Source organism: Oceanobacillus limi (genome assembly GCF_900111445.1).
In the GTDB taxonomy this organism is placed as follows: Bacteria; Bacillota; Bacilli; order Bacillales; family Amphibacillaceae; genus Ornithinibacillus; species Ornithinibacillus limi.
The window spans coordinates 55,921-78,602 of sequence record NZ_FOHE01000015.1; the positions used below are offsets into that span (position 1 = coordinate 55,921).

The 22,682-nt window shown below is 35.7% G+C and carries 22 protein-coding genes and 2 other annotated features; of the genes, 13 read left to right on the forward strand and 9 right to left on the reverse strand.

What is annotated here, in order from left to right:
- Positions 1–15: 15 nt before the first annotated feature.
- Positions 16–1,041: a ketopantoate reductase family protein gene (locus BMX40_RS14745; protein WP_090871260.1), complete on the reverse strand. Its 1,026-nt coding sequence runs from the start codon at positions 1,039–1,041 to the stop codon at positions 16–18.
- 214 nt (positions 1,042–1,255) lie between these two features.
- Here BMX40_RS14745 and BMX40_RS14750 point away from each other — a divergent pair, with 214 nt between their 5' ends.
- Together BMX40_RS14750 and BMX40_RS14755 are read left to right on the forward strand one after the other, a co-directional pair.
- Positions 1,256–2,752 (forward strand): methyl-accepting chemotaxis protein, encoded by a 1,497-nt coding sequence (locus BMX40_RS14750; RefSeq protein WP_090871262.1) that lies wholly within the window; start codon positions 1,256–1,258, stop codon positions 2,750–2,752.
- A gap of 336 nt (positions 2,753–3,088) precedes the next feature.
- On the forward strand, positions 3,089–3,289 hold the full coding sequence (locus tag BMX40_RS14755) for a cold-shock protein (protein WP_090871263.1): 201 nt from the start codon (positions 3,089–3,091) through the stop codon (positions 3,287–3,289).
- 50 nt (positions 3,290–3,339) lie between these two features.
- Here the strand turns inward: BMX40_RS14755 and BMX40_RS14760 are convergent, their stop codons facing one another.
- Positions 3,340–4,275 carry an acetamidase/formamidase family protein gene (locus tag BMX40_RS14760; RefSeq protein WP_090871265.1) on the reverse strand — a complete coding sequence of 312 codons (936 nt, stop codon included), beginning with the start codon at positions 4,273–4,275 and terminating at the stop codon, positions 3,340–3,342.
- 125 nt (positions 4,276–4,400) lie between these two features.
- Between BMX40_RS14760 and BMX40_RS14765 the strand changes: the two genes are divergently transcribed.
- Positions 4,401–5,474, forward strand: a complete 1,074-nt coding sequence (locus tag BMX40_RS14765; RefSeq protein WP_090871267.1) for a M42 family metallopeptidase — start codon at positions 4,401–4,403, stop codon at positions 5,472–5,474.
- 92 nt (positions 5,475–5,566) lie between these two features.
- Here the strand turns inward: BMX40_RS14765 and BMX40_RS14770 are convergent, their stop codons facing one another.
- The 4 genes from BMX40_RS14770 to BMX40_RS14780 all read right to left on the reverse strand — a co-directional run bounded on the left by BMX40_RS14770 (position 5,567) and on the right by BMX40_RS14780 (position 9,717).
- Entirely contained in the window at positions 5,567–6,712 is a 1,146-nt protein-coding gene (locus tag BMX40_RS14770; protein WP_244513589.1) for an MFS transporter, read from the reverse strand.
- 103 nt (positions 6,713–6,815) lie between these two features.
- Entirely contained in the window at positions 6,816–6,977 is a 162-nt protein-coding gene (locus BMX40_RS20360) for a hypothetical protein (protein ID WP_170840811.1), read from the reverse strand.
- Between the two features lie 11 nt (positions 6,978–6,988).
- A complete protein-coding gene (locus tag BMX40_RS14775) occupies positions 6,989–8,263 on the reverse strand; it encodes a helix-turn-helix domain-containing protein (RefSeq protein WP_090871269.1) in 1,275 nt (424 codons plus the stop codon).
- Positions 8,264–8,436: 173 nt separating this feature from the next.
- Positions 8,437–9,717 carry a helix-turn-helix domain-containing protein gene (locus BMX40_RS14780; RefSeq protein ID WP_170840812.1) on the reverse strand — a complete coding sequence of 427 codons (1,281 nt, stop codon included), beginning with the start codon at positions 9,715–9,717 and terminating at the stop codon, positions 8,437–8,439.
- A gap of 229 nt (positions 9,718–9,946) precedes the next feature.
- Between BMX40_RS14780 and BMX40_RS14785 the strand changes: the two genes are divergently transcribed.
- The 9 genes from BMX40_RS14785 to BMX40_RS14825 all read left to right on the forward strand — a co-directional run bounded on the left by BMX40_RS14785 (position 9,947) and on the right by BMX40_RS14825 (position 18,263).
- On the forward strand, positions 9,947–11,131 hold the full coding sequence (locus BMX40_RS14785; protein ID WP_090871273.1) for a hypothetical protein: 1,185 nt from the start codon (positions 9,947–9,949) through the stop codon (positions 11,129–11,131).
- A gap of 32 nt (positions 11,132–11,163) precedes the next feature.
- Entirely contained in the window at positions 11,164–12,405 is a 1,242-nt protein-coding gene (locus BMX40_RS14790; RefSeq protein WP_090871275.1) for a metal-dependent hydrolase family protein, read from the forward strand.
- Between the two features lie 226 nt (positions 12,406–12,631).
- On the forward strand, positions 12,632–13,804 hold the full coding sequence (locus BMX40_RS14795) for a hydroxymethylglutaryl-CoA synthase (protein WP_090871278.1): 1,173 nt from the start codon (positions 12,632–12,634) through the stop codon (positions 13,802–13,804).
- A gap of 92 nt (positions 13,805–13,896) precedes the next feature.
- Positions 13,897–14,040 carry a small acid-soluble spore protein O gene (sspO, locus tag BMX40_RS14800; protein WP_090871280.1) on the forward strand — a complete coding sequence of 48 codons (144 nt, stop codon included), beginning with the start codon at positions 13,897–13,899 and terminating at the stop codon, positions 14,038–14,040.
- 224 nt (positions 14,041–14,264) lie between these two features.
- Positions 14,265–14,813, forward strand: coding sequence for a flavodoxin family protein (locus BMX40_RS14805; RefSeq protein ID WP_170840815.1), 549 nt, complete (start codon positions 14,265–14,267; stop codon positions 14,811–14,813).
- A gap of 112 nt (positions 14,814–14,925) precedes the next feature.
- Positions 14,926–15,975: an FUSC family protein gene (locus BMX40_RS14810; RefSeq protein WP_090871284.1), complete on the forward strand. Its 1,050-nt coding sequence runs from the start codon at positions 14,926–14,928 to the stop codon at positions 15,973–15,975.
- Positions 15,976–16,315: 340 nt separating this feature from the next.
- Positions 16,316–17,371 carry a hypothetical protein gene (locus tag BMX40_RS14815; protein WP_170840813.1) on the forward strand — a complete coding sequence of 352 codons (1,056 nt, stop codon included), beginning with the start codon at positions 16,316–16,318 and terminating at the stop codon, positions 17,369–17,371.
- A 76-nt stretch (positions 17,372–17,447) separates the two neighbouring features.
- Positions 17,448–17,585: a hypothetical protein gene (locus tag BMX40_RS14820; RefSeq protein WP_170840814.1), complete on the forward strand. Its 138-nt coding sequence runs from the start codon at positions 17,448–17,450 to the stop codon at positions 17,583–17,585.
- 222 nt (positions 17,586–17,807) lie between these two features.
- Positions 17,808–18,263, forward strand: a complete 456-nt coding sequence (locus BMX40_RS14825; protein ID WP_139177953.1) for a hypothetical protein — start codon at positions 17,808–17,810, stop codon at positions 18,261–18,263.
- An 86-nt stretch (positions 18,264–18,349) separates the two neighbouring features.
- Here the strand turns inward: BMX40_RS14825 and BMX40_RS14830 are convergent, their stop codons facing one another.
- The 3 genes from BMX40_RS14830 to BMX40_RS14840 form a co-directional block, all read right to left on the reverse strand.
- Complete coding sequence (locus BMX40_RS14830) at positions 18,350–19,216, reverse strand: MBL fold metallo-hydrolase (RefSeq protein ID WP_090871293.1); 867 nt, start codon at positions 19,214–19,216, stop codon at positions 18,350–18,352.
- On the reverse strand, positions 19,213–20,628 hold the full coding sequence (nhaC, locus tag BMX40_RS14835; RefSeq protein WP_090871295.1) for a Na+/H+ antiporter NhaC: 1,416 nt from the start codon (positions 20,626–20,628) through the stop codon (positions 19,213–19,215). The genes BMX40_RS14830 and nhaC overlap by 4 nt, the downstream gene beginning before the upstream one ends.
- 51 nt (positions 20,629–20,679) lie before the next feature.
- Positions 20,680–20,871, reverse strand: a binding site (T-box leader).
- Positions 20,872–20,930: 59 nt separating this feature from the next.
- Positions 20,931–21,122, reverse strand: a binding site (T-box leader).
- A 72-nt stretch (positions 21,123–21,194) separates the two neighbouring features.
- Positions 21,195–22,106: a YVTN family beta-propeller repeat protein gene (locus BMX40_RS14840; protein ID WP_090871298.1), complete on the reverse strand. Its 912-nt coding sequence runs from the start codon at positions 22,104–22,106 to the stop codon at positions 21,195–21,197.
- A 161-nt stretch (positions 22,107–22,267) separates the two neighbouring features.
- On the opposite strand from BMX40_RS14840, the gene BMX40_RS20550 reads away from it, so the two are divergent.
- Complete coding sequence (locus BMX40_RS20550) at positions 22,268–22,417, forward strand: hypothetical protein (RefSeq protein WP_211753630.1); 150 nt, start codon at positions 22,268–22,270, stop codon at positions 22,415–22,417.
- Positions 22,418–22,682: the final 265 nt, after the last annotated feature.

Here is a 22,682-nt window from a genome sequence, read left to right on the forward strand (position 1 = left end):
GTACCTGGCACCTTGTTAAATAAGCTCTTTAAAATAATTGATGTTGGTGTTGAAATCTGGAACGGTTTTTTCATTTTCGGCTTTTTCAACTAATTTAACTAACAAGTCGTTAAATGGGGTAGTGATTCCAGCGTTTCTACCTTTTGTTGAAATAACACCATTAATATAATTGATTTCTGACTTTCTGCCTTTTTCAAGATCCTGCAGCATGCTTGCCTTTAGTAATGCCTGTGGAGCAAACACCTTTTTGGCAAAGCCAATTACGTCTTGTAAATTACTTCGGTCATCGTTTAATTTAAAAACCTCCAAATTAATTCCAGCTAATTCAGTAAATTGAACATCTGAGGCATTTCCAACGCGTATCGTTTCATCCGCTAACATGACGGCACTCGTGACAGCAGTTTCATTTTTGAGGATATCTCCATAGGTACACCCCAATGCAGTAGACATCCCACTCATCGCAACATTTACTAATAATTTTGCCCATTTTGTTCCAACTAGATTAGTTGAAATATTGGTGCCACCAACTTGATCTAATATCCCTTTTATGCTGTTAATCCTATCTGTAATGGCTCCGTTTAACTCTCCAATTTGAAAGGCATTTGCTTGAAAAGCATCAACTGCTGTTGTTAACTCCGAAACACCAGGTTGGACCCAAGTTGCTCCAAATTCAACAGAGCCACCAATAATTCTATTTCCCCCTATTTTAGAGGTAAGGTACTCTTCTGGGACACCGTTTTGAAGAGAGAGAATAACGCTGTTATCATCTAAAAATGGCATCAGACTGTCTAAAACGTCTTCGTTATATGTTTGTTTTGTGAGTAAAAGGACCATGCCGTATGTACCGCTCATTTCTTGTGGAGTAATGGCTTTGACAGGAATTGTTTCCTTTACTGTACCGGTAATTGTTGCACCAGATTCATTTAATGCAGCTACATGTTCTTTATTTACATCAATTAGTTCAATATCATCGTTTCCTTTTGATAGATATGCACCAATTATTGTACCTAATGATCCAGCTCCCATTATTGCTATTTTCATCATAAAACCTCCAAGTTATTCTATATTCCTTAGTTGAAACTCTACAAAAATAGTATACGCTTATTTATAGATCTTGTCATAAAATATGAGATAAATGACGTTAAGTAGTTTCTCCGAGCTAAAACTATTTTATTTTTTTAAAAATTAATCTATAATTAGTAATTGTTGACATTTTAATATGTTATTTCCAAAAAACATAGAAAAGAGGTTTGTTATGGTACATCAAGATACGTACAACACTAGCAGGGTACATAAAGTAAATCTGTTTTTATTACTTTCAATTGTATTATTATTAGTTATCCCAATTGTGTTTGCAAGAGGGTTTGCGGATAGCATAGGAATTATATCTGCCGGAGTTATTGTTGTTATTTTATCCCTTGTAAATTATTTCTTATCGATGCCCGCTTATGTTAAGGGGTTTATTTTTGCACTATTACCTTACATCGTAGTAATCGCGTTATTTTTCTTAGACGGATACGCTTTAAATAAGCATTATCTTATCTTCTTAACCGTCGCTATGATTGTTTTGTATTTTAAAAAAGAACTAATCTTAATATTTGGTGCGATTGTGAATGCTTCACTTCTATTAACCTACTTTCTAAAGCCAGTAGAGTTATTAGGGTTAGACGATGATTTAAAAGGTTTCATTACGGTCATTGCTCTCATAAATGGAATATTAGTGGCGTTATACCTACTAACAAAGTGGGGAAGGGAATTAATTGAAGCATCCTTCAAAAAGGAAATGGAAGCGAAACAATTGGTTGAAAAGCTTCAGGATACGTTTGGGTCTATTGAAACAGGTACAGCTACATTAGATCGAAATGTAAGTAATTTTAATGAAAATATATCAACAATTCACGATTCTAGTAATACGGTTTTAGAATCGATACACAACATGTCAGCAAGTATTCAAGAAGAGGCGAACAGTATAACTCTAGTTAGTGAAACTATGGGGAACTCTTTACAGCGTGCCAATCAAACAATTCGTATTTCACAGGGGATTGCTCAGAAAACGGAGGAAATGAACGATAAAGTTCAAGACGGATGGAATAAGATTAATCAAGTAACAGAGCATATTAATACCGTCAATTCTGCGATTGGGATAACTTCAGTAACAGTTTCTGACCTCCAATCTAGTTTGGAGACAGTAAATTCTTTATTAGAAAGTATTCGAGATATAGCTGATCAAACCAATTTACTTGCGTTAAATGCTGCTATTGAATCTGCGCGTGCTGGAGAACATGGCAAGGGGTTTGCTGTGGTTGCGGATGAGGTACGAAAGTTAGCGGAACAAAGTGCTAAGATTACCGTAGATATTTCCGAAGTAACAAATACTCTCTTCCACAAGTCAAAGGAAGCTCAAGAAAAGTCCAATGTAGGGGAAAAAGCAGTAGAAGAAGGACAAAAATTATTGCTAAACGTTTCTACATATTTTAAAGATATAAAGGATTCGTTTGAAGAAACAACTTCTGAATTATCAAAGAGTATGAATGAAATCCAGTCCTCAACAAATAATTTTACTCAAATACAGACTGAAATTGAAAACCTAGCGAATATATCAGAAGAAAATGCATCGTCCACACAGGAAATAACAACTACTTTGGAGAAAGAACATAAGTTGATTACGGATATAAATACAGCAGTAAGCGAGATAAATAAACTAAGTAGTGAATTAAAACATATGTCAGAAAATGAAAATGTTAACGAATAATGGTTAATTGTCGTCTAATACTATGAAGTGTTTGGACTTCAAGCTTTGGTAATGTGCAAACCATTTTGATTACATGTGAGTTGCTTAGACGAAAATATGATCGTTAGGTGCCTGGTACTTGTCAGGAATTCGGTAGTGCCTGGCACCTAAAAAAATTTTTTTAATAAAATTGTATAGTATTTATGAAAAATGTGCTATAATAATATTAACTAATTGATGTTCGTGAGCAATACAAGATTTATGTAATAACTTTCTAGTGATTATCTTCGTCTTGAATTCTTATTTAGAACAAAAAATAGTAATATACGTGCTAAAGCACATGGAGGTTTTTTTATTATGAACACAGGTTCAGTAAAATGGTTTAACGCAGACAAAGGTTTTGGATTTATCGAAGTTGAAGGTGGAGACGATGTATTCGTTCATTTCTCAGCAATTCAAGGTGAAGGTTTCAAAACATTAGAAGAAGGTCAAACAGTAACTTTTGATATCGAAGAAGGTAACCGTGGACCACAAGCAGCTAACGTTGTTAAAGCGTAAGTAATTAATTTTAAAAACTCTTCTCATAATAATGAGAAGAGTTTTTTTGCTTATCTTATCGCCCCGTGTGGAAGTATGACATGCACGCCCTTAACTCCATTCACTACCTGAGTAATTCGAAGGTCCACTACTGTACTCGCTAATGCAGTAGCCTCTGTTTTTTGAATAGCATATAGGTTTTGTATAAGTTTTATCATTTCATCCAGCGCTACTGCAGTAGCCTCATGAAGGTCTTCATTAAACCCAAATGTTATCCATCCAGCAGGAGCCCATGCACGTGGTTGGGTTAACCTCATATCTTCATGAACAGTAAGCGTAACATCAACTAAATCCATTGGGGCTTCAATGGCAGTTCCAGAAACCTCGCCGTCTCCTTGTGCGGCGTGACCATCACCTATAGAAAATAATGCGCCATCTACGGAAATGGGTAAGTAGAGACTGCTTCCTCGCACAAGTTCTTTGCAATCAATGTTCCCACCACAATAACGTGGAGGTGGTGTAGTATGAACCCCAAGCTCTGCTGGTGCAACGCCCATTAAACCCATGAAAGGGTGTAGCCCAACATGGAAGGTGCGATTACCAATTTTTGTTGTTCCCGTCATAGTTAGGGCATTTAATTCCCAATCTTGTTGTATTTTTTCATATTCTGTTATACCAATTTTTTCATTTTGCCAGTTTTGAATCCCACCAGCCCAATTAGTACCATACCAACCAGGCACCAGGTCATTTAATTTAACTTCTAAGACCATTCCTTTTTTTGCCTGCCTTACATTGATCGGACCAATAATGGGATGCCCAGGTTGATCTTCTTTTTCCCTCGATTTAAAAAACACCTTTTCTTCGTTTTTGGAAGCAGAATATCCCCACTGAATATCTGGTGTCGTTAGTCGAACCGTATCTCCAGAATCAATTGATAATACTGGTTCATACTTGTTGTTAAATGAACCATGTAGATTTTTGGATTCTAATTTAAGATAATGAATCATCGTATCACTCCCCTTATTTTGTCTATCATTATATACTTTAATCTAGTAAACTGCTAAATCGTTTGCATTGTGAATGTAAAACTTTTATGACAAAATAGAAATATTAAACAATTAGGGGGTTAAACATGTTTAAAAAAAGATTCTTAACAAACCTAAAAAAATTTGCAGCGATACAGGGAACTCCGGGTCAGGAAATGAAGGTAGTAGAGGAATTAGCAAAAGGTTTTAAGCCATACGCTGATAAGGTAGAAGTAGATAAAATGGGAAATATATATGCATATCTAGAAGGGGATAAACCTGGTCCTAAAATGATGGTATCAGCTCATTCTGATGAGATTGGTTGTATTGTACAAGATATTGATGATAACGGGTTTATACGTATGGAGAAGACTGGTGGTGTACTAGAATCATTATTAGTTGGTCGAAAAGTAAATGTTAATGGACATTTTGGAGTTGTTGGTGTAAAGGCAGGTCATCTTCAAACTGCTGAAGAAAGGAAAAGTCAACCGGCAATGAGAGAATTATATGTTGATGTTGGTGCAGCCTCTAAGCATGTGGTAGCGGGGATGGGTATAAAAATTGGCGATCCCATTACATACATTAGCGAAATTGAACAATTTACTAATAAAGATTTAATTTGTGGAAAGGCAATTGATAATAGAAGTTGTTGCGTGTTATTAATCGAACTTCTCAAATCATTACAAGATCGTGAGTTTGCTGGAACATTGGTGGCTGTTGTAACCGTGCAGGAAGAAGTAGGTTTGCGAGGAGCTAAAGTAGCAACTTACAAGCTTGATCCAGACGTTGCAATTGTTATCGATACGATTCCATGTGCTGATACTCCAGACAGTAAGGGAACTTTACCGGTGGGGATTGGGAAAGGACCAGTTATACCAGCACTAGCAGGTAGTTCGGTTAGAGGAAATATTATGGCGCCACAAATAAAAAATCTTATAACTAAATATGCAGACCGAGCAAGCATTCCATATCAATTGGCGGTGTTGCCGGGGGCTTCATCGGATGTTTCAGCAGTCCATCTGGAACGAGAAGGTGTATTAGCTGGAGCGATTACTTTTGCACGAAGATATTCTCATTCACCAGTAGAAGTGGCAGACTTAAATGACTTTGAAATGGGATTAAATTTGTTAAAGAACTTGATTCAGGATAATGAGAATTGGGGAAGTATGGAATTCATTTAATGTTTATAGGTTTTAACACGAGTCACTGAGTTAGTGACTCGTGTTATTTATATCGCAATAACTGCCAGTACCCCACTGATTTAAGATTCACTTTATGTAAGCTGTGGTGAGCGACGGCTTGCATAGCCTGCAATCGTAATGACACTCATACCGATCAGAAAAGCGACGAAATAAGGCGATATAAAATCGCGAATGACACCTGTTACAAAAGAACTAACAATAATCCCTAAAGAGTAAACCGCAGACATGACTCCAAAAGCCTTACCGTATGCAGCGTTTGAAACAAACTCTGTTAATGCGGTTGCCATTGCTGGCATGATTAGACCGAAGAATAACCCGATAAAAAATAACGGGACAGCTAGTGGTAATGGCAAGGTTAACATCGCAAATAGTGACATGGTCATCCCAAATAATCCAACAAATAATCGCTTTAGCGGATCAAATCGATTAATGAAAAACAATGAAAGCGTTAGAAATGTTCCAATTCCCATATAACTGAACAAAAGACCTGTAGAAGTTGTTGAAATTCCTTTTTCAACGGTTAGATAGGGAATTTCATATATAATAACACCATGTATATACATAACTGCAAAGCCAATTAGATAAATAATGAACAGTTTTGGTGCAAACAAAATATTCCAAATATTAATTGGCTTTTGTTTTTTATGTTTAACAATTTCTTGTGTATCCTTTAAAAAGCGGGTAGCAAATACTCCTGTAAAGACCATACAGGCACCAATGAAGAAATAGGTATTCACATAACCGATTACATCTACTAATTTTCCACCAATTAGTGGGCCAACAACACTTGATGTAGTAGTTAAAATTCCACTAACAGCTATATTTTTACCTTGCTGTCTACTATTTTTGGCATACCCGGAAAGTAGAGCGAATGCTGCTGGGATCATGAATGCTAAGGCAAACCCGTTTAATGCGTGCAAAATTAATAAATCCGTAGATTTAGAAGCTAGTCCATGTGCAATGAACAATCCACCAGAAAAGAACATTGGTATGATGATAAAAACTTTTCTTCCAAACCGGTCAATCAATGGACCAGCAAATAAATTCCCGATTAAATTACTAAAGGAAGTGATACTAAGAATAATACCTATAATAACGCTCGATGCACCAAGTATTGCTGCATATGGAGTAAAAATAGGGACTTGTAATCGCATAATTAAACTAAAAAAGAACATAACAATAAAGATGTACAGCTTATCCAGTGTTGGTTGTCTCAATTTATTCACCTCATGAAGAAATATATTCAAAAGGTGAATAAATTAGACGAGCTGTGAAAGAAAAGTTGGGTGATAAATATCCAACATATAAATTCTAAATTTCTCAAATACTTTCTTCGAATAGACCTGGCTCGTCCCAAGGATCTGGTTCTTCACTATTGAATAGCTTGTATTGATCTTTGTTTGCTTCGGTACTAAAGGTACTACTAGTAAGTGGGGTACTAAGTATGAATATAAACAAAATACTAATGAACCATTTCTTCATTATACATTCTCCTATTCGGTTTGGAATTGATTCCTGGATCGGCAGGCTGCTTGATAGTTTGTTGCAGCGAGTTTATATTTTCTATCATGAAAATAGTAATCTGCTAGCGTCTCCAAATAAAAAGGTTTTTCGTGGATTAATTGTTTTTTATCTAAAAAAGGTAATACTTCTCTCGTGATTAAGTGGACAAACGATTGATTGAAGCCTCTTATTAAATGGGCATAAACTTTGAATTCGTATATATGCAAAGAAACGGAAGGGTCTAATGATTTAGTTAAATCTAGTCCTTTTTCTAACCAAGTTTCAGCCGCGCGATGATCCCCTTTTTTATAGTATTCTTTCATGATGCTGGAAACAGGGACAATTCTTTTTATGGCGAGATCACTTTCTCGAAGTTGATAACTTTTGTGAAAATGTTCAATTGCTAAACTGAAATTGTTCTTGCCGGAGAAGAGGTAACCAATGTTTTGGTTACAAACCGAGAGGAGAACCTTGTCATTGATGTTCTTAGCAATACTAGCTGCTTGCTGATAGCACCTGTAGGATTTATCGAATTCATTAATTCTTTGATAGTTAATACCAAGTAAGACATGACATCTCGCACATCTTTGTAATTTATAAATACTTTGATAGTATGCTAACGCTTTTTGAGCATAAACCATTGAAAGGTAGCTATTTCTCAATTTGCTAGATGCTAATGCAATTGCATAATAAAGATCATTTTTTTCTTCATCAGGATAGTAAACTTGTTCTAGATCAATCGTTCTTTCTGCTTCTTGATACGAAATTAATGCTTCCTTGAAGGTTAACTTCTCATAATGATAGCTGCCTTTAGCTTTTAACCAGTAATAGCGTTCCTTTCCGGAAAATTCAGTAGAAAGATCACGTAGGAGTTGGAATTGTTTTTCAATTTCGAGTTGGTTATTTGTGAGCAAGTAATAAAATAGCTTGTTTATTTCAAATAGATTTAGAAGATTCGTATTAGCAACGTGGTCGATGTCTTTGCTAATTTCACGGAATACCTTTGTTGCCTCAAGTTTTTTTCGTTCTAATACAAGCTTAATCCAATTCTCGCATAAATTGCGTAATTGATCGCTTTCGACAATATTACGATCAATTTTAAGTTTGAAACATAATAACTCTTTGATTTCTTTTGTAGGTTCAATCTTTCCCCCCTCTAGTTTTGATAAATAAGAAACAGAAACGATTCCCTTCGATAATTCCTTTTGCGTCATCTTTGCTTTTATACGGTAGTATTTTATTTTTTTTCCAAAACCTTTCGTCATCGCTATTACCCCCTGCCTATATTATAAGATGAGTAGGTAATTTATACCATATATAAATTGTATTATTCAATAAAGTCTAAAAAATATGATATTTTATTAGAACTTTTCAATTAAGTCAGGAAAATTTTCATAGTAGCGATTCGTAAAATGAATTTTTTAAGGGAGAGGCACCTTTAATCAGAGTTAAAGGTGCCTAGAATCGAGTTAGCTTCGTGGTAGGTAAGGGCAGCTAATTTGTATTTTCTATTGTTAAAGTAATAATCGCCTAGAATTTTAAGGTAGAGAGATTTTTCAAAAACAAGTTGCTTTTCATTTAGAAAAGGTATAACTACTTCGTTAATTAAGTTTGGAAATGACTTATCAAACCCCCGAATTAGTTGTTCGAATACTTTAAATTCATGAACGTAGATCGAATCCGTAGGGCTTAATGTTTCAGAAGCTTTTAGTCCTTTTTCGAGCCAATGGTCAGCTTGATGAATGTCGCCTAGGTTGTAATACTCTTTCATAAGGCTTGATATGGGAGTGATTCTTTTGCTAGCCGGTTCATTTCCTCGTAATTGATAACTTTTTTGAAAATAGTCAATTGCGATTTCCGTTTGTTTCATCATAGAATTAAGTTTTCCCATGTTTTGATAGCAAAGTGCTAACGCTTTTTTATCGTTGATGCTCTTTACAATCGTAATCGCTAACTCATAGTTTTCGATCGCTTTTTGATAGTCATTCGCACGTTGGTAGGATAGTCCAAGTAATATATGACAGCGAGCACAACGTACCAAATTATATACACTTCTATAATACTCAAGGGCTTCAGACGAATAAACGATTGCTATATAAGTATTTCTAACTTTGCTAGCTGTGATTGCAATTAAATAATATAAATCCATTTTTTCTTCTTCGGGTAAATGGATTTGTTCATTAGAAATTTTTTTCTCAGCTTCTTGGTAACAATTTAACGCTTCTGTGTAGGCAAGCTGTGAGAAGTGATAGTCTCCGGATGCTTTATGCCAATATAGTGATGCGGATCCTTTAAAGTCAGGTGATTGGTTTTGTAAATATTCAAATTGATTCGCTGCTTCGGTTTTATTTTTAGTAAATAAGAAGAAAGATAGCTTATGTATTTGAAATAAATGTAGCAGCTGTTTATTGGAAATATAGTCAATATTATTATTAATTTTTTCATACAATTCTATTGAGCCTGCTAAATTTCTATGTAGTAAATGCTTAAACCAAGTCTGGCATAATTCTTGCATCTTATTGTTCTCTAAAAATAGTGGATCAAGATTTAGCTTTTGACAAAGAGATTCTCTTATTTCATTCGTTGGATTTAATATCCCGGCTTCTATTTTCGATAAGTAAGAAACCGATATAATCCCTTTTGATAAATCTTCTTGGGTCATATTTGCCTTTAGACGATGAAATTTAATCTTTTCTCCAAAATCTTTTACAACATCCATAATAACCCTCCCTAATCTTATTATAATTTGGTGCCAGGCACTTGTCGAATTTCGACAAGTGCCTGGCACCATGAGTGGCTTCAAAGTATGCGCTTTCATAAAAGTGTAATTTATTAGATAATTTTAAAAATGATGAAAAACTTATAGACAAAATATTTTAAAGATGATATATTATTAAACATTATTTATAATTATTCAACATTTTGAATAACTTATGAGGAGGGGGAAAATGAATAATTTATTAAGCAATCCGCTTATCGCAACAACATTTATTTTTGCACTAATCGCACTTGGAGAATGGTTGTCCATCAAATCAAGGGCTAGGATTCCGATGCTTTTAACAGCAATGGTTGGCTTTCTTGTTTTAAATTGGACAGGTATTTTTCCAGAAGACATCCTAGACAAATCACAATTTGCAGCATTAGGAGCTATATTAGTGGGCCCAGCAATATTACATATGGGTACAATGATTCCCTTCTCACTGCTTAAAAGTCAAATTAAAGCAGTTATTATTGCTTTAGGCGGTTTAATTGTTTCAGGAATTTTAGTTTTATCTATTATTACATTGCTTTTTGATTATCCAACCGCTGTAGCAGGTATTGGTCCAATCAGTGGTGGGATCATTGCACTACTGATCACGAATGAGAAATTGATAGAGGTAGGGTTATCAAGTTTGTTAGTAATACCAGCACTTGTTGTTGCATTCCAAGGAGTAATGGGAATGCCTTTAGCTTTAAACTTTATGAGAAAGTATGCGATCCGTATTCAAGCAGAAATGGATAATGGTACGTTCATTCCGATGGCAACAGATGAAGAAATGAATGGAAAAAGTGATTCTGAATCAGATAGGGATCAAAATCCAGTCAAGAATAGTGCAACGTTGAAACTGTTTTTTGTGTTTGTAGGCGCATCGATTGGAATTGGTTTAGGAGAAATCACCCCAATAGATGGTACATTATGGTGTCTTGCTATTGGTATCGCTGGGTTAAAATTACGTATCTTTGAACCAAAAACATTGGAAAAATCAAACTCGTTTACCATTACAATGATAGCTATTATTTTTGTTGTAATTGGAAGTATGGCAGATGTAACGCCGCAACAAGCCTTAACAAATCTACCAAGTATTCTGCTTATTCTTGTGATTGGGACAATAGGATTAACTTTAGGTGGTTATGTTACTTCCAAACTACTAAAATGGCATCCGTATAAAGGAATGCCAGTAGCATTAACTGCTTTATTCGGTTTCCCAGGAGATTATTTACTATGTGAGGAAGCAGCAAGAAGTATATCCCGTAATAAAAATGAAGAAAAGCAAATTTTTAATGAATTGTTAGCACCAATGTTAATTGGAGGATTTACAACAGTAACAATTGCATCGGTCGTTATTGCCGGGATACTAGTGGGTACATTGTAAGTAATTCAACAATATAGAAGGAGGAGTTCATTATGGTTAAGCAATTAATTAAAAATGGATTATTAATAGATGGTAAAGGAGGAGAGCCTAAGAAGGAACAAATTGTCGTAACAAATAATGAAAGCATTATTTATGTAGGACCTGAAAGTGGATATACAGCAAGTGGAGAAGAAGTGGTAATTGATGCAGCCGGTGGTACAATTCTTCCAGGTTTAATTGATACTCATGTTCATATGATGATGGAATATTCACCATTATCAACAAGATTAGAAACGCCGTTTTCATTTATGTATTATCAAGCAGCGGAATACTTGAAAAACACATTGGAGGCTGGAGTGACGTCGGTAAGAGATGCTCTCGGCACAGACTTAGGTGTTAAAAAGGCAGTTGAAGATGGATTAATCTCTGGTCCGAGGCTTCAACTAAGTATCAATGCTCTTACTATAACTGGCGGACATGGAGATGGATATACTGTATCTGGGAAAGAAGTGGATTTACTTCCATCTGATTATCCTGGTATGCCGAGCGGTAAATGTGATGGTGTCGAAGAAGTTCGTAAAAAAACACGTGAAATGCTTCGGGCTGGAGCGGAAGTTATTAAGGTTCATGCTACAGGTGGCGTGTTAAGTGCAACAGACCATCCAGAATTCACGCAATTTTCTCTGGAAGAGTTGAAAGTTATTGTGGAAGAAGGACGCTTTCGCAAAGGAGTAAAAGTTATGGCCCATGCACAAGGGGCAGAGGGAATTAAAAATGCGGTGAAAGCAGGAATTCATTCGATTGAACATGGTATTTTCATCGATGATGAAGCGATTGAATTAATGTTGGAAAATGGCACTTATCTAGTCCCCACCTTGTTAGCCCCAGTAGCTGTACTAGAAAGTGCACATGAGGTAGGGATGCCTGATAGTGCGGTTCAAAAGTCGAAGGAAGTAATTGAGCAACATCGTGCAAGCTTTACAAAAGCGTACAAAGCTGGAGTGAAAATTGCGATGGGAACCGACGCGGGTGTCATGAAGCATGGAACAAACTTACGAGAATTAGGATTGATGGTAGAAGGTGGCATGTCTCCGATGGAATCAATCGTGGCTTCTACGAAAACTGCAGCAGAATGTATGGGATGGGAAGACAAAGTAGGGACATTAGAAAATGGAAAGTTAGCGGATGTCGTTGTTGTGAAAGGAAACCCATTGGAGGATATATATTCGTTAGCCAATAATGATAACATTCAAGTCGTCATCAAAAACGGGAAAACAGAAAAAAACCTATTATAACCAACTAACCGAGGAGTGCCAGGCACCCCTCGGTTTTTGTCAGGTTACATCGGTGCCTGGCACCTATCATGGGTGCTTGTCTAATGTGATGAAGGGATTGGTTTTCTTGCGGTTGTTGAGTGAGTGGGATTAGTGGTTTTAGTCATTTGACAAAATACGGGAAGTGACAGGCACCTGATAATATATTAAAATAAGTATATTATTGTAGCTAAAGGAGTCTTTGACATTGAATATTGGTATTGACAAAATTGGTTTTTATACACCTCATTTATATGTAGATATGAATCAATTAGCTGTTGCAAGAAATGTGGAACCAGAAAAGTTTACAATTGGAATAGGGCAAGAAAAGATGGCTATTCCTCCTATAACACAGGATTCGGTTACTTTAGCAGCAAATGCTGCTTTAGATATTTTAGATGATAGGGATAAGGAACAAATTGACTTTGTTATTTTTGGGACAGAATCTGGAATCGATCATTCTAAATCTGCAGGGGTTTATGTACATGAATTACTTGATTTGAACCCTAATGCACGAAGCATTGAAGTGAAACAAGCTTGTTACGGTGCAACCGCTGCGATTCAAATGGCGAAAGGTCATATCGCTTTAAACCCAGAGAGTAAAGTATTAGTATTAGGCGCTGACATTGCAAGATATGGATTAAATACCGGTGGTGAATCCACGCAAGGTGCGGGTGCTGTTGCTATGATTATTAGTGCAGATCCTAAGGTAATGATACTTGAAGAGAAAAGCACTTACCTAACAAAAGATATTATGGATTTTTGGCGTCCGGTATACTCGGATAGAGCATTTGTTGATGGGAAATTTTCCAATGAGCAATACATTTCTTTCTTTCAAGAAGTTTGGAAGCAATACAAGGAGCAAACAGGCAGGAATTTGGAGGATTTTGAAGCAATTTGCTTTCACTTACCGTATACCAAGATGGGGCTAAAAGCTTTACGAACGGTTTTAGCCGAAACAACTGAGGATGTACAGGAACGTTTAACATCAAATTATAAAATTAGCACCAAATATAATCGAATTGTAGGAAATATTTATACAGGATCTCTATATTTGAGTTTTCTTTCTTTACTGGAATTAAAAGAAGATTTACAAGATGGGTCACGAATTGGCCTATTCAGTTATGGGTCTGGTGCAGTTGGGGAATTCTTTACCGGAATCCTTCAAAATAACTATCGGGATCACTTATACGTACAGCAGCACAATCAATTATTTGAAGAGAGAAAAGAAGTAAGTGTAGACGAATATGAAGCCATTTTTGGAAATACATTACCAACGGATGGTTCTAATATTGAATTGGATGTAACGAATGATCCAGCAGCTATTTGTGTATCCGGAATTACAGAACACATGAGACAATATGTGAATAAGCGAAGATAAAAAAACGGAAAGTCTCTATATTATACTAGAGGCTTTCTTTTATACATAATTAAGGTTTTCTGGACAACACTAAAAATTGGAGGTGTTGTTGTATGGCTAAGAACCATAAGGGAAGTTTGAGTGATGAACAAGCAGTAAGAAAGAAACTATCCCGCGAATTTGACCATGAATTCGCCAATGAACCACTTACTGAAAATGAAAAGCAAAATAATAAGAAAACAAAAAAACGTCAGTAGTGAACACCTTTGCAAACTGCATTCCTATAGGGATGCAGTTTTTCTGTGAAGCCATTTTGGTGCCAGGCACTTGTCGAATTTCGATAAGTGCCTGGCACCAAACACATTTTATTTTCATGTTTGTTCATTGTGATATACACTATTGGTTAGAGGAAATAAATAGATTTAATAATATTGACCGGTTATTCATAAGTTATATCGTTGGAAGGAATGTTTGTATGAGTATTATGGCTTTACTTGGAAGTTCGAGGAGAAATGGAAATACAGAGTATCTAGTGAACGAGGTGCTAGAAGGAGTCGACCATAAAGAGGTATATTTACTTGATCATCACATGAATCCGATTATTGATGAACGACATACGGAACAAGGATTTGGATATATAAATGATGATTATGAAGAACTGTTTTTTGAATTTATGAAACATGATACCATCATTTTTGCGACTCCATCTTATTGGTTTGGTATGTCGGCTCAAATGAAAATTTTCTTTGATCGTTGGAGTCAATATATGCGGGACGATCGGATTGATTTTAAGGAAGAAATGAGGAAAAAGCAAGCGTATGTCATTGTTATTGGTAATAAACCAGATCCAAAAATTGCTGCTTTACCACTAATTCAACAGTTTCATTACATATTTGATTATGTTGGTATGGAGTTTAAAGATTATATAATTGGACAAGCAAATAAACCACAAGAAATTCTAAATGATTCCCATGCATTAACAAAAGCAGCTTTTTGGAATAATCAATTCAAACAATCTTCGCATCGCTAATTTAGCTACAATTCTTCACGTAAAAGGTGCTATAATATAGGTGCCAGGCACTTGTCGATATTCGGCAAGTGCCTGGCACCGAAAGAGGCGCCGAAAGAAGAGGTGGGTGGAGATGGAGTTTAATATTGGTCCTCGAATGGTGAAAACAGGGCTGGCGGTTGCTTTGTCGTTATTGGTGACGGAAGTGTTAGGGCTTCATTTGGAAATTGTTGCAGCCATCGCATCCGTTTTAGCGATGCAGCCATCTATTATGCGATCATATGCATATATCAAAGAAGTCATCGTCTCTAATAGCATTGGTTTAGGTTTTGCGTTATTTGGATATTTCTTACTTGGCACTCATCCATTATCGGTTGGTGCAGTAGTCATCATTTCAATCGCAATAAATATTAAGCTAGGTCTTTATAAAACGGTTAGCTTAACCGTCTTAACGATCATTACAATGATGCTAGGGCATAGCGACGGAATAAGTCTAGTCTATATTATGGAGCGATTATCCCTTGTCGCCATTGGTGTATTATCAGCATTTGTGATTAATGTAGTTGTTTTTCCTCCAAATCATGAGAAAAATTTGTTTAAAATGATTAAAGAAGCTAGTGAAAAAACTAACTTTCTTTTGCGGGTTATTCCTAATAAGACTATGAGTATTCCCCAAATGAAAGCGGAGGAAAAAGAAGTAGATAAATTAATTGATCAGGCGAAGGATTACTACGAAATCATTTCAGATGAGAGAAATAGACTTTTCATCAAAAATCGGACTCTTTTTTTTCGTAATATAATCATTTATAAACATATGATTCAAGTTTTAACAAAAATGCAAACCTTGATTAAACACCTAGAAAAAAATCTACAAATTGTAGAAAGTACCACAAGCAATAAATCTTATTTGATTAAAAAGTTAGTTAAAGAAATGAATAGTTATAGCGAAAATATTCTATTATTATATGAAGATAAAATTGTCCTGGATCGAGATTTGCAGAAAGAAACGAAAGCAGCAATGCAAGTAACGATTAATAATTTGATTGAGGAATTACAAGGTTCAGAATTGGCGAAATGGACCTATGTTTTTCCAATTGCCAACAGTATAATTGAGTTGTTTTTTGAACTTGACAAATTAGAAAGCTTTGTTCGAGTGAAAGAATTAAAAGAGAAGAAAGAATAGATAATTTAAATGAAGCTTGAGGGAGGTGTCTAACCCCTCAAGCTTTCTCCATTTTGGTCCATTCTCCTGCTGCTTTTATAACATACCTTTCCATTCATTTTACTCATCAGTAGTACCTTTATTTCTATTATCTTACTTGATTTATATCTTTAATTGTAGGAACTATCCCCTCCATCAATGTCAATCTTTCTAATTCTGGACGTTATATAGGAAGCCAATGTCTTAAAGCTATTAGATTATCCTAATATATTTTTATAATTTTCTAAATATATGGTAAAATAAAATCACCACATAATAGGAGGAGGGAGTCGATTGATTGAAGTTCTTATTCATAGTCATAATGTTTATAAGTTTCCTAATATATCCCATTGGAGTTCATGCGAATGGAACTAGTTTTTTGGAAGATTCATCTTCCCCCTCAGGACATGTTTTACCGATGGAGGAGGGAATTGTTCGTATTAATAAGGAAAAAATAATGATAGATATTGCGAATGATTCTAGTCGAGGATTTTTCGACATGGACAATCCTCCATTAGTAGCAAATATCCAGGTCATCTATGAAATTGTAAATGAGACGAAAGAAATGATGGATGTTCCAATTGCATTTCCTCAACCAGGTGATTCGTACCAGTGGAATATAACACTAGATGGTGAGAATGTTCCGCTATCAGGAAAAGTGAAAATGGATACGAGTGACCTAACTGGGGGAAACCTTCATAAGGAATGGGTACATCCACGAACAAATGAGAACTATGTATTTAGCGGATATGATGCTCTGTCAAAGGTTAGCTTAGAATCAAAAACATTTAATATCCAATTGAAAGCAAAAGAATCACATGAACTACAAATTAATTATGAGGCAGGTCTAGGTATTGATGAAACGAGAAGTCTTCACCCCGTTTATCGTTTGGATTATTTATTGTATCCGGCGTCCTATTGGAGTGATTTTAAGGATTTATCAATTCAAGTAAAAGTTCTACCCAAATCGTTCGTACATACTAATTTATCCCTGAAGCAGAACGACAAAGATACCTATGTAGCAGAGTTTACGGAACTACCAAAGGAAAATCTAGTATTATTTATTTCTCCAAGTTCAGGTGTTGTGATTGATTTGTTTCACTCTAGAGGAACTGCTTTGTTCTTCTTGGTACTATGGACGATTATGTTTTTAATTACTCATTGGAAAGTATTACCTAAAATGAAAAATAAGATCCTTAGGCAAGGGATTTCATTAGCTCTACTGTTTTTATCTTTATTTATTGGATATGATATTTTAAGCCATAAATTATTGGGGTATCCATTTACAACTTTTCAATTCATAGTATTCATAGGGTATGTAATATTACTATGTTTTGTTTGGGTATTAAGTAGTAGAAAAAGGGGTGGAGGAGATTGATAAGGTTTCAGGATAAAGTCGCATGAATTACAGGTGGTACTTCAGGAATAGGATTTTGCGTAGCGGAGTCATTACATTGACAAAATGTGTTGCCCAAGAATATGGAAATTTAGGAATTCGGGTAAATGCTCTAACACCTGATGCAATTCATACCCCGATGATTGAGAGTAAGTTTAGCGAATTATTACTAGAAAAAGCAATAAAGTTTGTATAACCGTTCAAACGTGCTAGGAAGAATTGGGAATCGAATAGCAGCAGCAAATGCCGTATGTTGGTTGCTATCTAATGAAGCTAGTTATATTACTGATCAAAATATCATTTGTTGATGGTGGAGTGCGTTTTGTTTAATGAATATCCTGAAGGTCAAAAATTTTGGAATTCAATTATACCCTTATTTAACCAGCATTTAACAAAGAATCTCCTAGGAGGAAAAATGATGAAATTCATTAAATTAATGATTATTGCCCTACTTTCTACTATTATATTTAGTATTGTTATGGGTGGGATGAACTATATTACAATGGTATCGAAAAGTCCTGAAGGTTTCATCGTGCCCATGATCTTCTTTGGTATGTATGCTGCGCCTGCATATGTATTAGGTGGTATTCCCAGCTACTTTTTTATAGAAAAGATATGTTCGAAAATGAAAGTAACCTCTTATATTTCAGTATATTTTACGAAGCTATTTCTTTACGGTTTAGCAGGAATCGTTATTTCCTTTATCTTTACTCTTCTATTAACAGCGATAGAGGGAGGGTTCTTTCTATTACCAAATGAATTCGTTGCTTATCTTTTTTGTGGATTTATTGCAGCTCTTACGTTTTATCATGTTGCACTTGTGTTAAATCAAGAGGGCCCTTTTGCACCAAAGGATAAAAAAGAAAAAGAGTGAGACTTAGAATCATATCTATAACCTACATAAATTGTTTAACTAAACAAGTACAATTAAAGAAAGCGCGACCTCTAGATCGCGCTTTTTTATAGCTTGAATTCCATTCCATCGTCTGCAAGGCGAAAACCTCTTGCTTCTATTTCACCAGCTACTATCTTATCCATTGATAAGGCTGGATTTGAATGATTCATATGCGTGAAGTATATACGCTTCTTATCTACTAACCCGCTAAGTTTATCCATAGTATCAGTCATTAATGGATGAGGAATTTCATGAAAATTACGGCTTATATGATTTAAGTCTTTTTCAGAATGAAAGGTTCCATCTAATATAATGATGTCTGCATCTTGACAAGCATCGTAAATATCAACATTCCACTCTTCCCAACGGTCGATATCTGGGATGTAAAGTACCTTATAAGTTGGGCCTTTAATCCAATATCCAAATGTCTCTGTGAACTCGTTTCGATGTGGAACTTCTACTGGTGTAATGGAAACAAGTTTGGACAGAGAAATGGAGTCTTCGCTACTTACCTCTAAGACCTTTATGTTTTCTAGCTTCGACAATTGACTCCAAGGTGCGTGTTCTTCAAGTAATTGTTTCATTTTTTTGCCCGTATATACAGGGATCTTTGTTGTATTGATCCCCTCACGACCTAAAAACAACAAACCGGGATAATGTCCCATATGAGCATGAGTCAAAAAGATACTGTCCATCATTACCCCGTGTAAATTGTGTTTACGTTGCACATTCAATAGCTGGTCCTTTATATCAGGAGTTGCATCAATAAGGTGCCATTTTCTGATATCAGGAAAAACAATAGCCATTGAGGCTGCATTGCGTTTGTAAACTGGATCAGATATAGCTGTTTGGCAATTCTCGCAGGAACAATTAGGATGGGGGACCCCACCATCTTGTGCAGTCCCTAATAGATGTAGAACTACTTCACTCATGCTATTTCCTCCTCGGCTGTAGATGTTGTTTCATGTCTATAATTTTTTCTTGCAATTGTCCAACCAGTAAAACCGAATACAATATTAATTAGTGGGACAAGAAAAGCAAAAAATGCAAAAGGAATAAATTCTATTGGATCTAACCCATACATACCAGAGATGAATATAGCCGGAACGCCCCAAGGGACAAGATTGATTCCAACCGTCCCAGCTGATTCAACAGCACGAGATAGATTTTTTGTGTCAATTCCCATTTCCTTATACTTATTAACAAAGGTTCGCGCTGGTAAAATGATTGCTAAATACTGTGCCCCACTTGCAAAAGATACAAAGAAGGTAGATAGAATACTAGAACTAATTAATGACCCAGTGGATCTTACTGTCGCCATCATTTTTCGAGTTAGTACGTCAAACGCTCCTGATTTTTCCAATACTCCACCGAGAGATGTTGCTAATATTACGAGTGCAACCGTTCCTAACATGGAAGTTAACCCACCACGGCTTAGCAAGGAATCAAGAGCCGCTACACCTGAGTTTCCGGAATATCCATCTGTCATAATAGTAATGATGGAGGACACGGATTCTCCTTGTAGGATAACCGCAAGCACTGCACCTAAAAATCCTACTCCTGTCAATGCAGGAACCGCAGGTACACGCATCATCATTAATGCAATCGTAATAAGTGGTACGACTAATAATAGTGGATGAATGGCAAAATGTGAATTTAGGCCAGTTATTATTTCCTCTATTGTCTGTGCATCAGCAGTTCCACTTATGGAACTTGTGTTACTAACAATCCAGTATAATAGGATTGCGATAAAAAATGCTGGAAGGGTATCCCAAAGCATGTGTTTGATGTGACTGAATAAATCTGTCTCTGCCATAGCTGGTGCAATGTTTGTTGTATCAGAAAGTGGGGATAGTTTATCTCCAAAAAAGGCACCGGATATTATTGCACCAGCAATTAGTCCAGGAGGAAAATCAAGCCCTTGACCGATTGCCATAAAAGCAAGACCAACAGTAGCAATAGCGGTAAATGAACTTCCTAAAGTTACAGCAACAATACCAGTAACAAGTGCGACTATCGGAACAAATATTCCTGGATGGATAGCCGAAAGCCCGTAATAGATAATGGTTGGTATTACCCCACTAGCAATCCATGATCCAACAATAGTACCAATAATGAGTAATATAAAGACAGCAGGCAACGCCATGGATACACCTTTCACCATCATTTGTTGAACATCTTCCCACTTAAAACCAGTAATCATCGCGACAATGGAAGCTGCAATGATTCCGATAATTAATGGAAAGTGCATTCCAGCTTCCCACACGAATATGGAAAATGCTGCTGCAAGAATTAATACAAAGATAGGTAATATTGCTAAACTAATCGTCATTTCTTTTTTCACTTTTGTTTCCTCCTCATAAATTTTGGTATAAAAAAAGAGCTTCCTATCCCGAAAAGGGACGGAAGCTCCGTGGTACCACCCTAGTTAGCAGATAAAAATCTGCTCGCTTAATTAGATAACGGCCGAAACCGGAAAACAGCTCCCTATTTGTAATTCGGCAATACACCCTGCTTGGTTCGCACCAACCACCAAGTCTCTGAATGTCATCAATGCATGCCTACTATAATAGTTCAACGCATTTAATATATAAAATTTTCCTTAAATCAAATGGCGGAAGAAAAATAAAAAAAGCTTCCATCCCAAAAAGGGACGGAAGCTTCCGTGGTACCACCCTAGTTAGCAGATAAAAATCTGCTCGCTTAATTAGATAACGGCCGAAACCGGAAAACAGCTCCCTATTTGTAATTCGGCAATACACCCTGCTTGGTTCGCACCAACCACCAAGTCTCTGAATTCATTAATGCATGCCTACTGTAATAGTTCAACGCTTTTACGTATTAAAGTTAAATATCATATTAGTAAAAAAAGTTATGACTGTCAAGAAGAAATTTTAAAATATAATGCTATTATAAATAGGCGATTCCGTCTGGATGAATACCAACATCAATTCGGTTTTCTTCTTTTAATGTCTTCATGTTAATTACGGAAATATCATTTGTTTTGTTATTAGCAACATATGCATAAGACCCATCATTGTTAAATACAATTCCGCCAGCCCAAATACCTACAGGAATTCGCTTAATTTCCCACGGACGTTCGATACCATTAATTTTTTGTTTTGTATCAATCACGGAAACATCATTAGATCCGCGGTTAGCAATTAGAGCGTACTTTCCATCAGGAGAGAAAACTAGACGAACTGGTATATGTCCAACTCTACGTTTATGCAATACTTCCAATGTCTCTATATCAATGACGTGCATCGTGTCGTCATCCTGATTAGCAACATAAAGATGTTTTCCGTCTGGATGAACTGCAACACCTTCAGGTCCAGGCCCAACAGGGAAGTGTGTTACAATTTCTTCTTTTTGTACATTCATTACAGTAATATTGTTGCTTCCGATGTTTGGTATAAAGACTGTTTCTCCACCTGGTGAAAAGGAAATCATATGTGAAAGCTTCTGATTCGTTGGTATGACTTTTTCTATCTCATCTTTTTCTGTATTAATAATAAATACTTTTTCACTATATGTAGAGGCTAAATACAGTTTGTTGCCATCGTTTGTTAACCCAACACCGTGAGGGAAATTGAATTCAGGGTGTTCTATTCGGTTCACTATCTCGAAGGTTTCATTGTCAATAATGTCAATCTTATTGCCTAATGAACAAGCTACATATGTTTTTTTACCATCAGGAGTAATAACTACCTCATGTGGATTATGATCTGTTTCTATTGTTTTAATAACTTTACTTGTTTCTAAATTCACAATAGAAATCGTATCTTCATCTTTATTTAATACAATTAGTTGATTAGACATTGCTTTATCCTCCTTCAATATATGATATCACTATTATAATATCATAATTATTTCGGAAAATGAAAATTCGGAATTTAATATTTAATTCTAATTGGACTGATTAGAACTGCTATTAACTAGTGTTATAGTAGAAGCAAGAATGGTAATGGGGGAATGTGGAAATGGAGGGAGAAATAGGCGTGTCGGAATTTGTTGACTTTTGGTGTGTACCATTGTATGATGAATATCCGCTGCTAATCACAGCGAGATTTTTTCAAGATAGCAGCACGTACACAAATCATTTTGTTGCAAAAATTTCAAAAAAGCATTGACAACTTAAATGATAGTGTGATATATTTATAAAGTCGCCATTACGGCAGACGACAAATCCCGATTCACTATATGAAAGTTTTCACAAAAAACTATTGACTTGATATTGTGAGTTTGATATAATTAAAAAGTTGCTTCAAAAAGCGACGATCACTATTTGCTCTTTGAAAACTGAACAAAACAACTAGTATGTTAAGATGAAAAACAACCTCGTTTTTCTAACTTATTTAAATCTAGAAGCTAGTGTTTCTAGTAGCTAAGAATTAT

Coding starts and splice junctions, on each gene's coding strand:
- BMX40_RS14745 (WP_090871260.1), bottom strand. CDS start 1,041: ATGAAAATAGCAATAATGGGAGCTGGATCATTAGGTACAATAATTGGT.
- BMX40_RS14750 (WP_090871262.1), top strand. CDS start 1,256: ATGGTACATCAAGATACGTACAACACTAGCAGGGTACATAAAGTAAAT.
- BMX40_RS14755 (WP_090871263.1), top strand. CDS start 3,089: ATGAACACAGGTTCAGTAAAATGGTTTAACGCAGACAAAGGTTTTGGA.
- BMX40_RS14760 (WP_090871265.1), bottom strand. CDS start 4,275: ATGATTCATTATCTTAAATTAGAATCCAAAAATCTACATGGTTCATTT.
- BMX40_RS14765 (WP_090871267.1), top strand. CDS start 4,401: ATGTTTAAAAAAAGATTCTTAACAAACCTAAAAAAATTTGCAGCGATA.
- BMX40_RS20360 (WP_170840811.1), bottom strand. CDS start 6,977: ATGAAGAAATGGTTCATTAGTATTTTGTTTATATTCATACTTAGTACC.
- BMX40_RS14775 (WP_090871269.1), bottom strand. CDS start 8,263: ATGACGAAAGGTTTTGGAAAAAAAATAAAATACTACCGTATAAAAGCA.
- BMX40_RS14780 (WP_170840812.1), bottom strand. CDS start 9,717: ATGGATGTTGTAAAAGATTTTGGAGAAAAGATTAAATTTCATCGTCTA.
- BMX40_RS14785 (WP_090871273.1), top strand. CDS start 9,947: ATGAATAATTTATTAAGCAATCCGCTTATCGCAACAACATTTATTTTT.
- BMX40_RS14790 (WP_090871275.1), top strand. CDS start 11,164: ATGGTTAAGCAATTAATTAAAAATGGATTATTAATAGATGGTAAAGGA.
- sspO (WP_090871280.1), top strand. CDS start 13,897: ATGGCTAAGAACCATAAGGGAAGTTTGAGTGATGAACAAGCAGTAAGA.
- BMX40_RS14810 (WP_090871284.1), top strand. CDS start 14,926: ATGGAGTTTAATATTGGTCCTCGAATGGTGAAAACAGGGCTGGCGGTT.
- BMX40_RS14815 (WP_170840813.1), top strand. CDS start 16,316: ATGTTTATAAGTTTCCTAATATATCCCATTGGAGTTCATGCGAATGGA.
- BMX40_RS14825 (WP_139177953.1), top strand. CDS start 17,808: ATGAAATTCATTAAATTAATGATTATTGCCCTACTTTCTACTATTATA.
- BMX40_RS14830 (WP_090871293.1), bottom strand. CDS start 19,216: ATGAGTGAAGTAGTTCTACATCTATTAGGGACTGCACAAGATGGTGGG.
- BMX40_RS14840 (WP_090871298.1), bottom strand. CDS start 22,106: ATGTCTAATCAACTAATTGTATTAAATAAAGATGAAGATACGATTTCT.
- BMX40_RS20550 (WP_211753630.1), top strand. CDS start 22,268: ATGGAGGGAGAAATAGGCGTGTCGGAATTTGTTGACTTTTGGTGTGTA.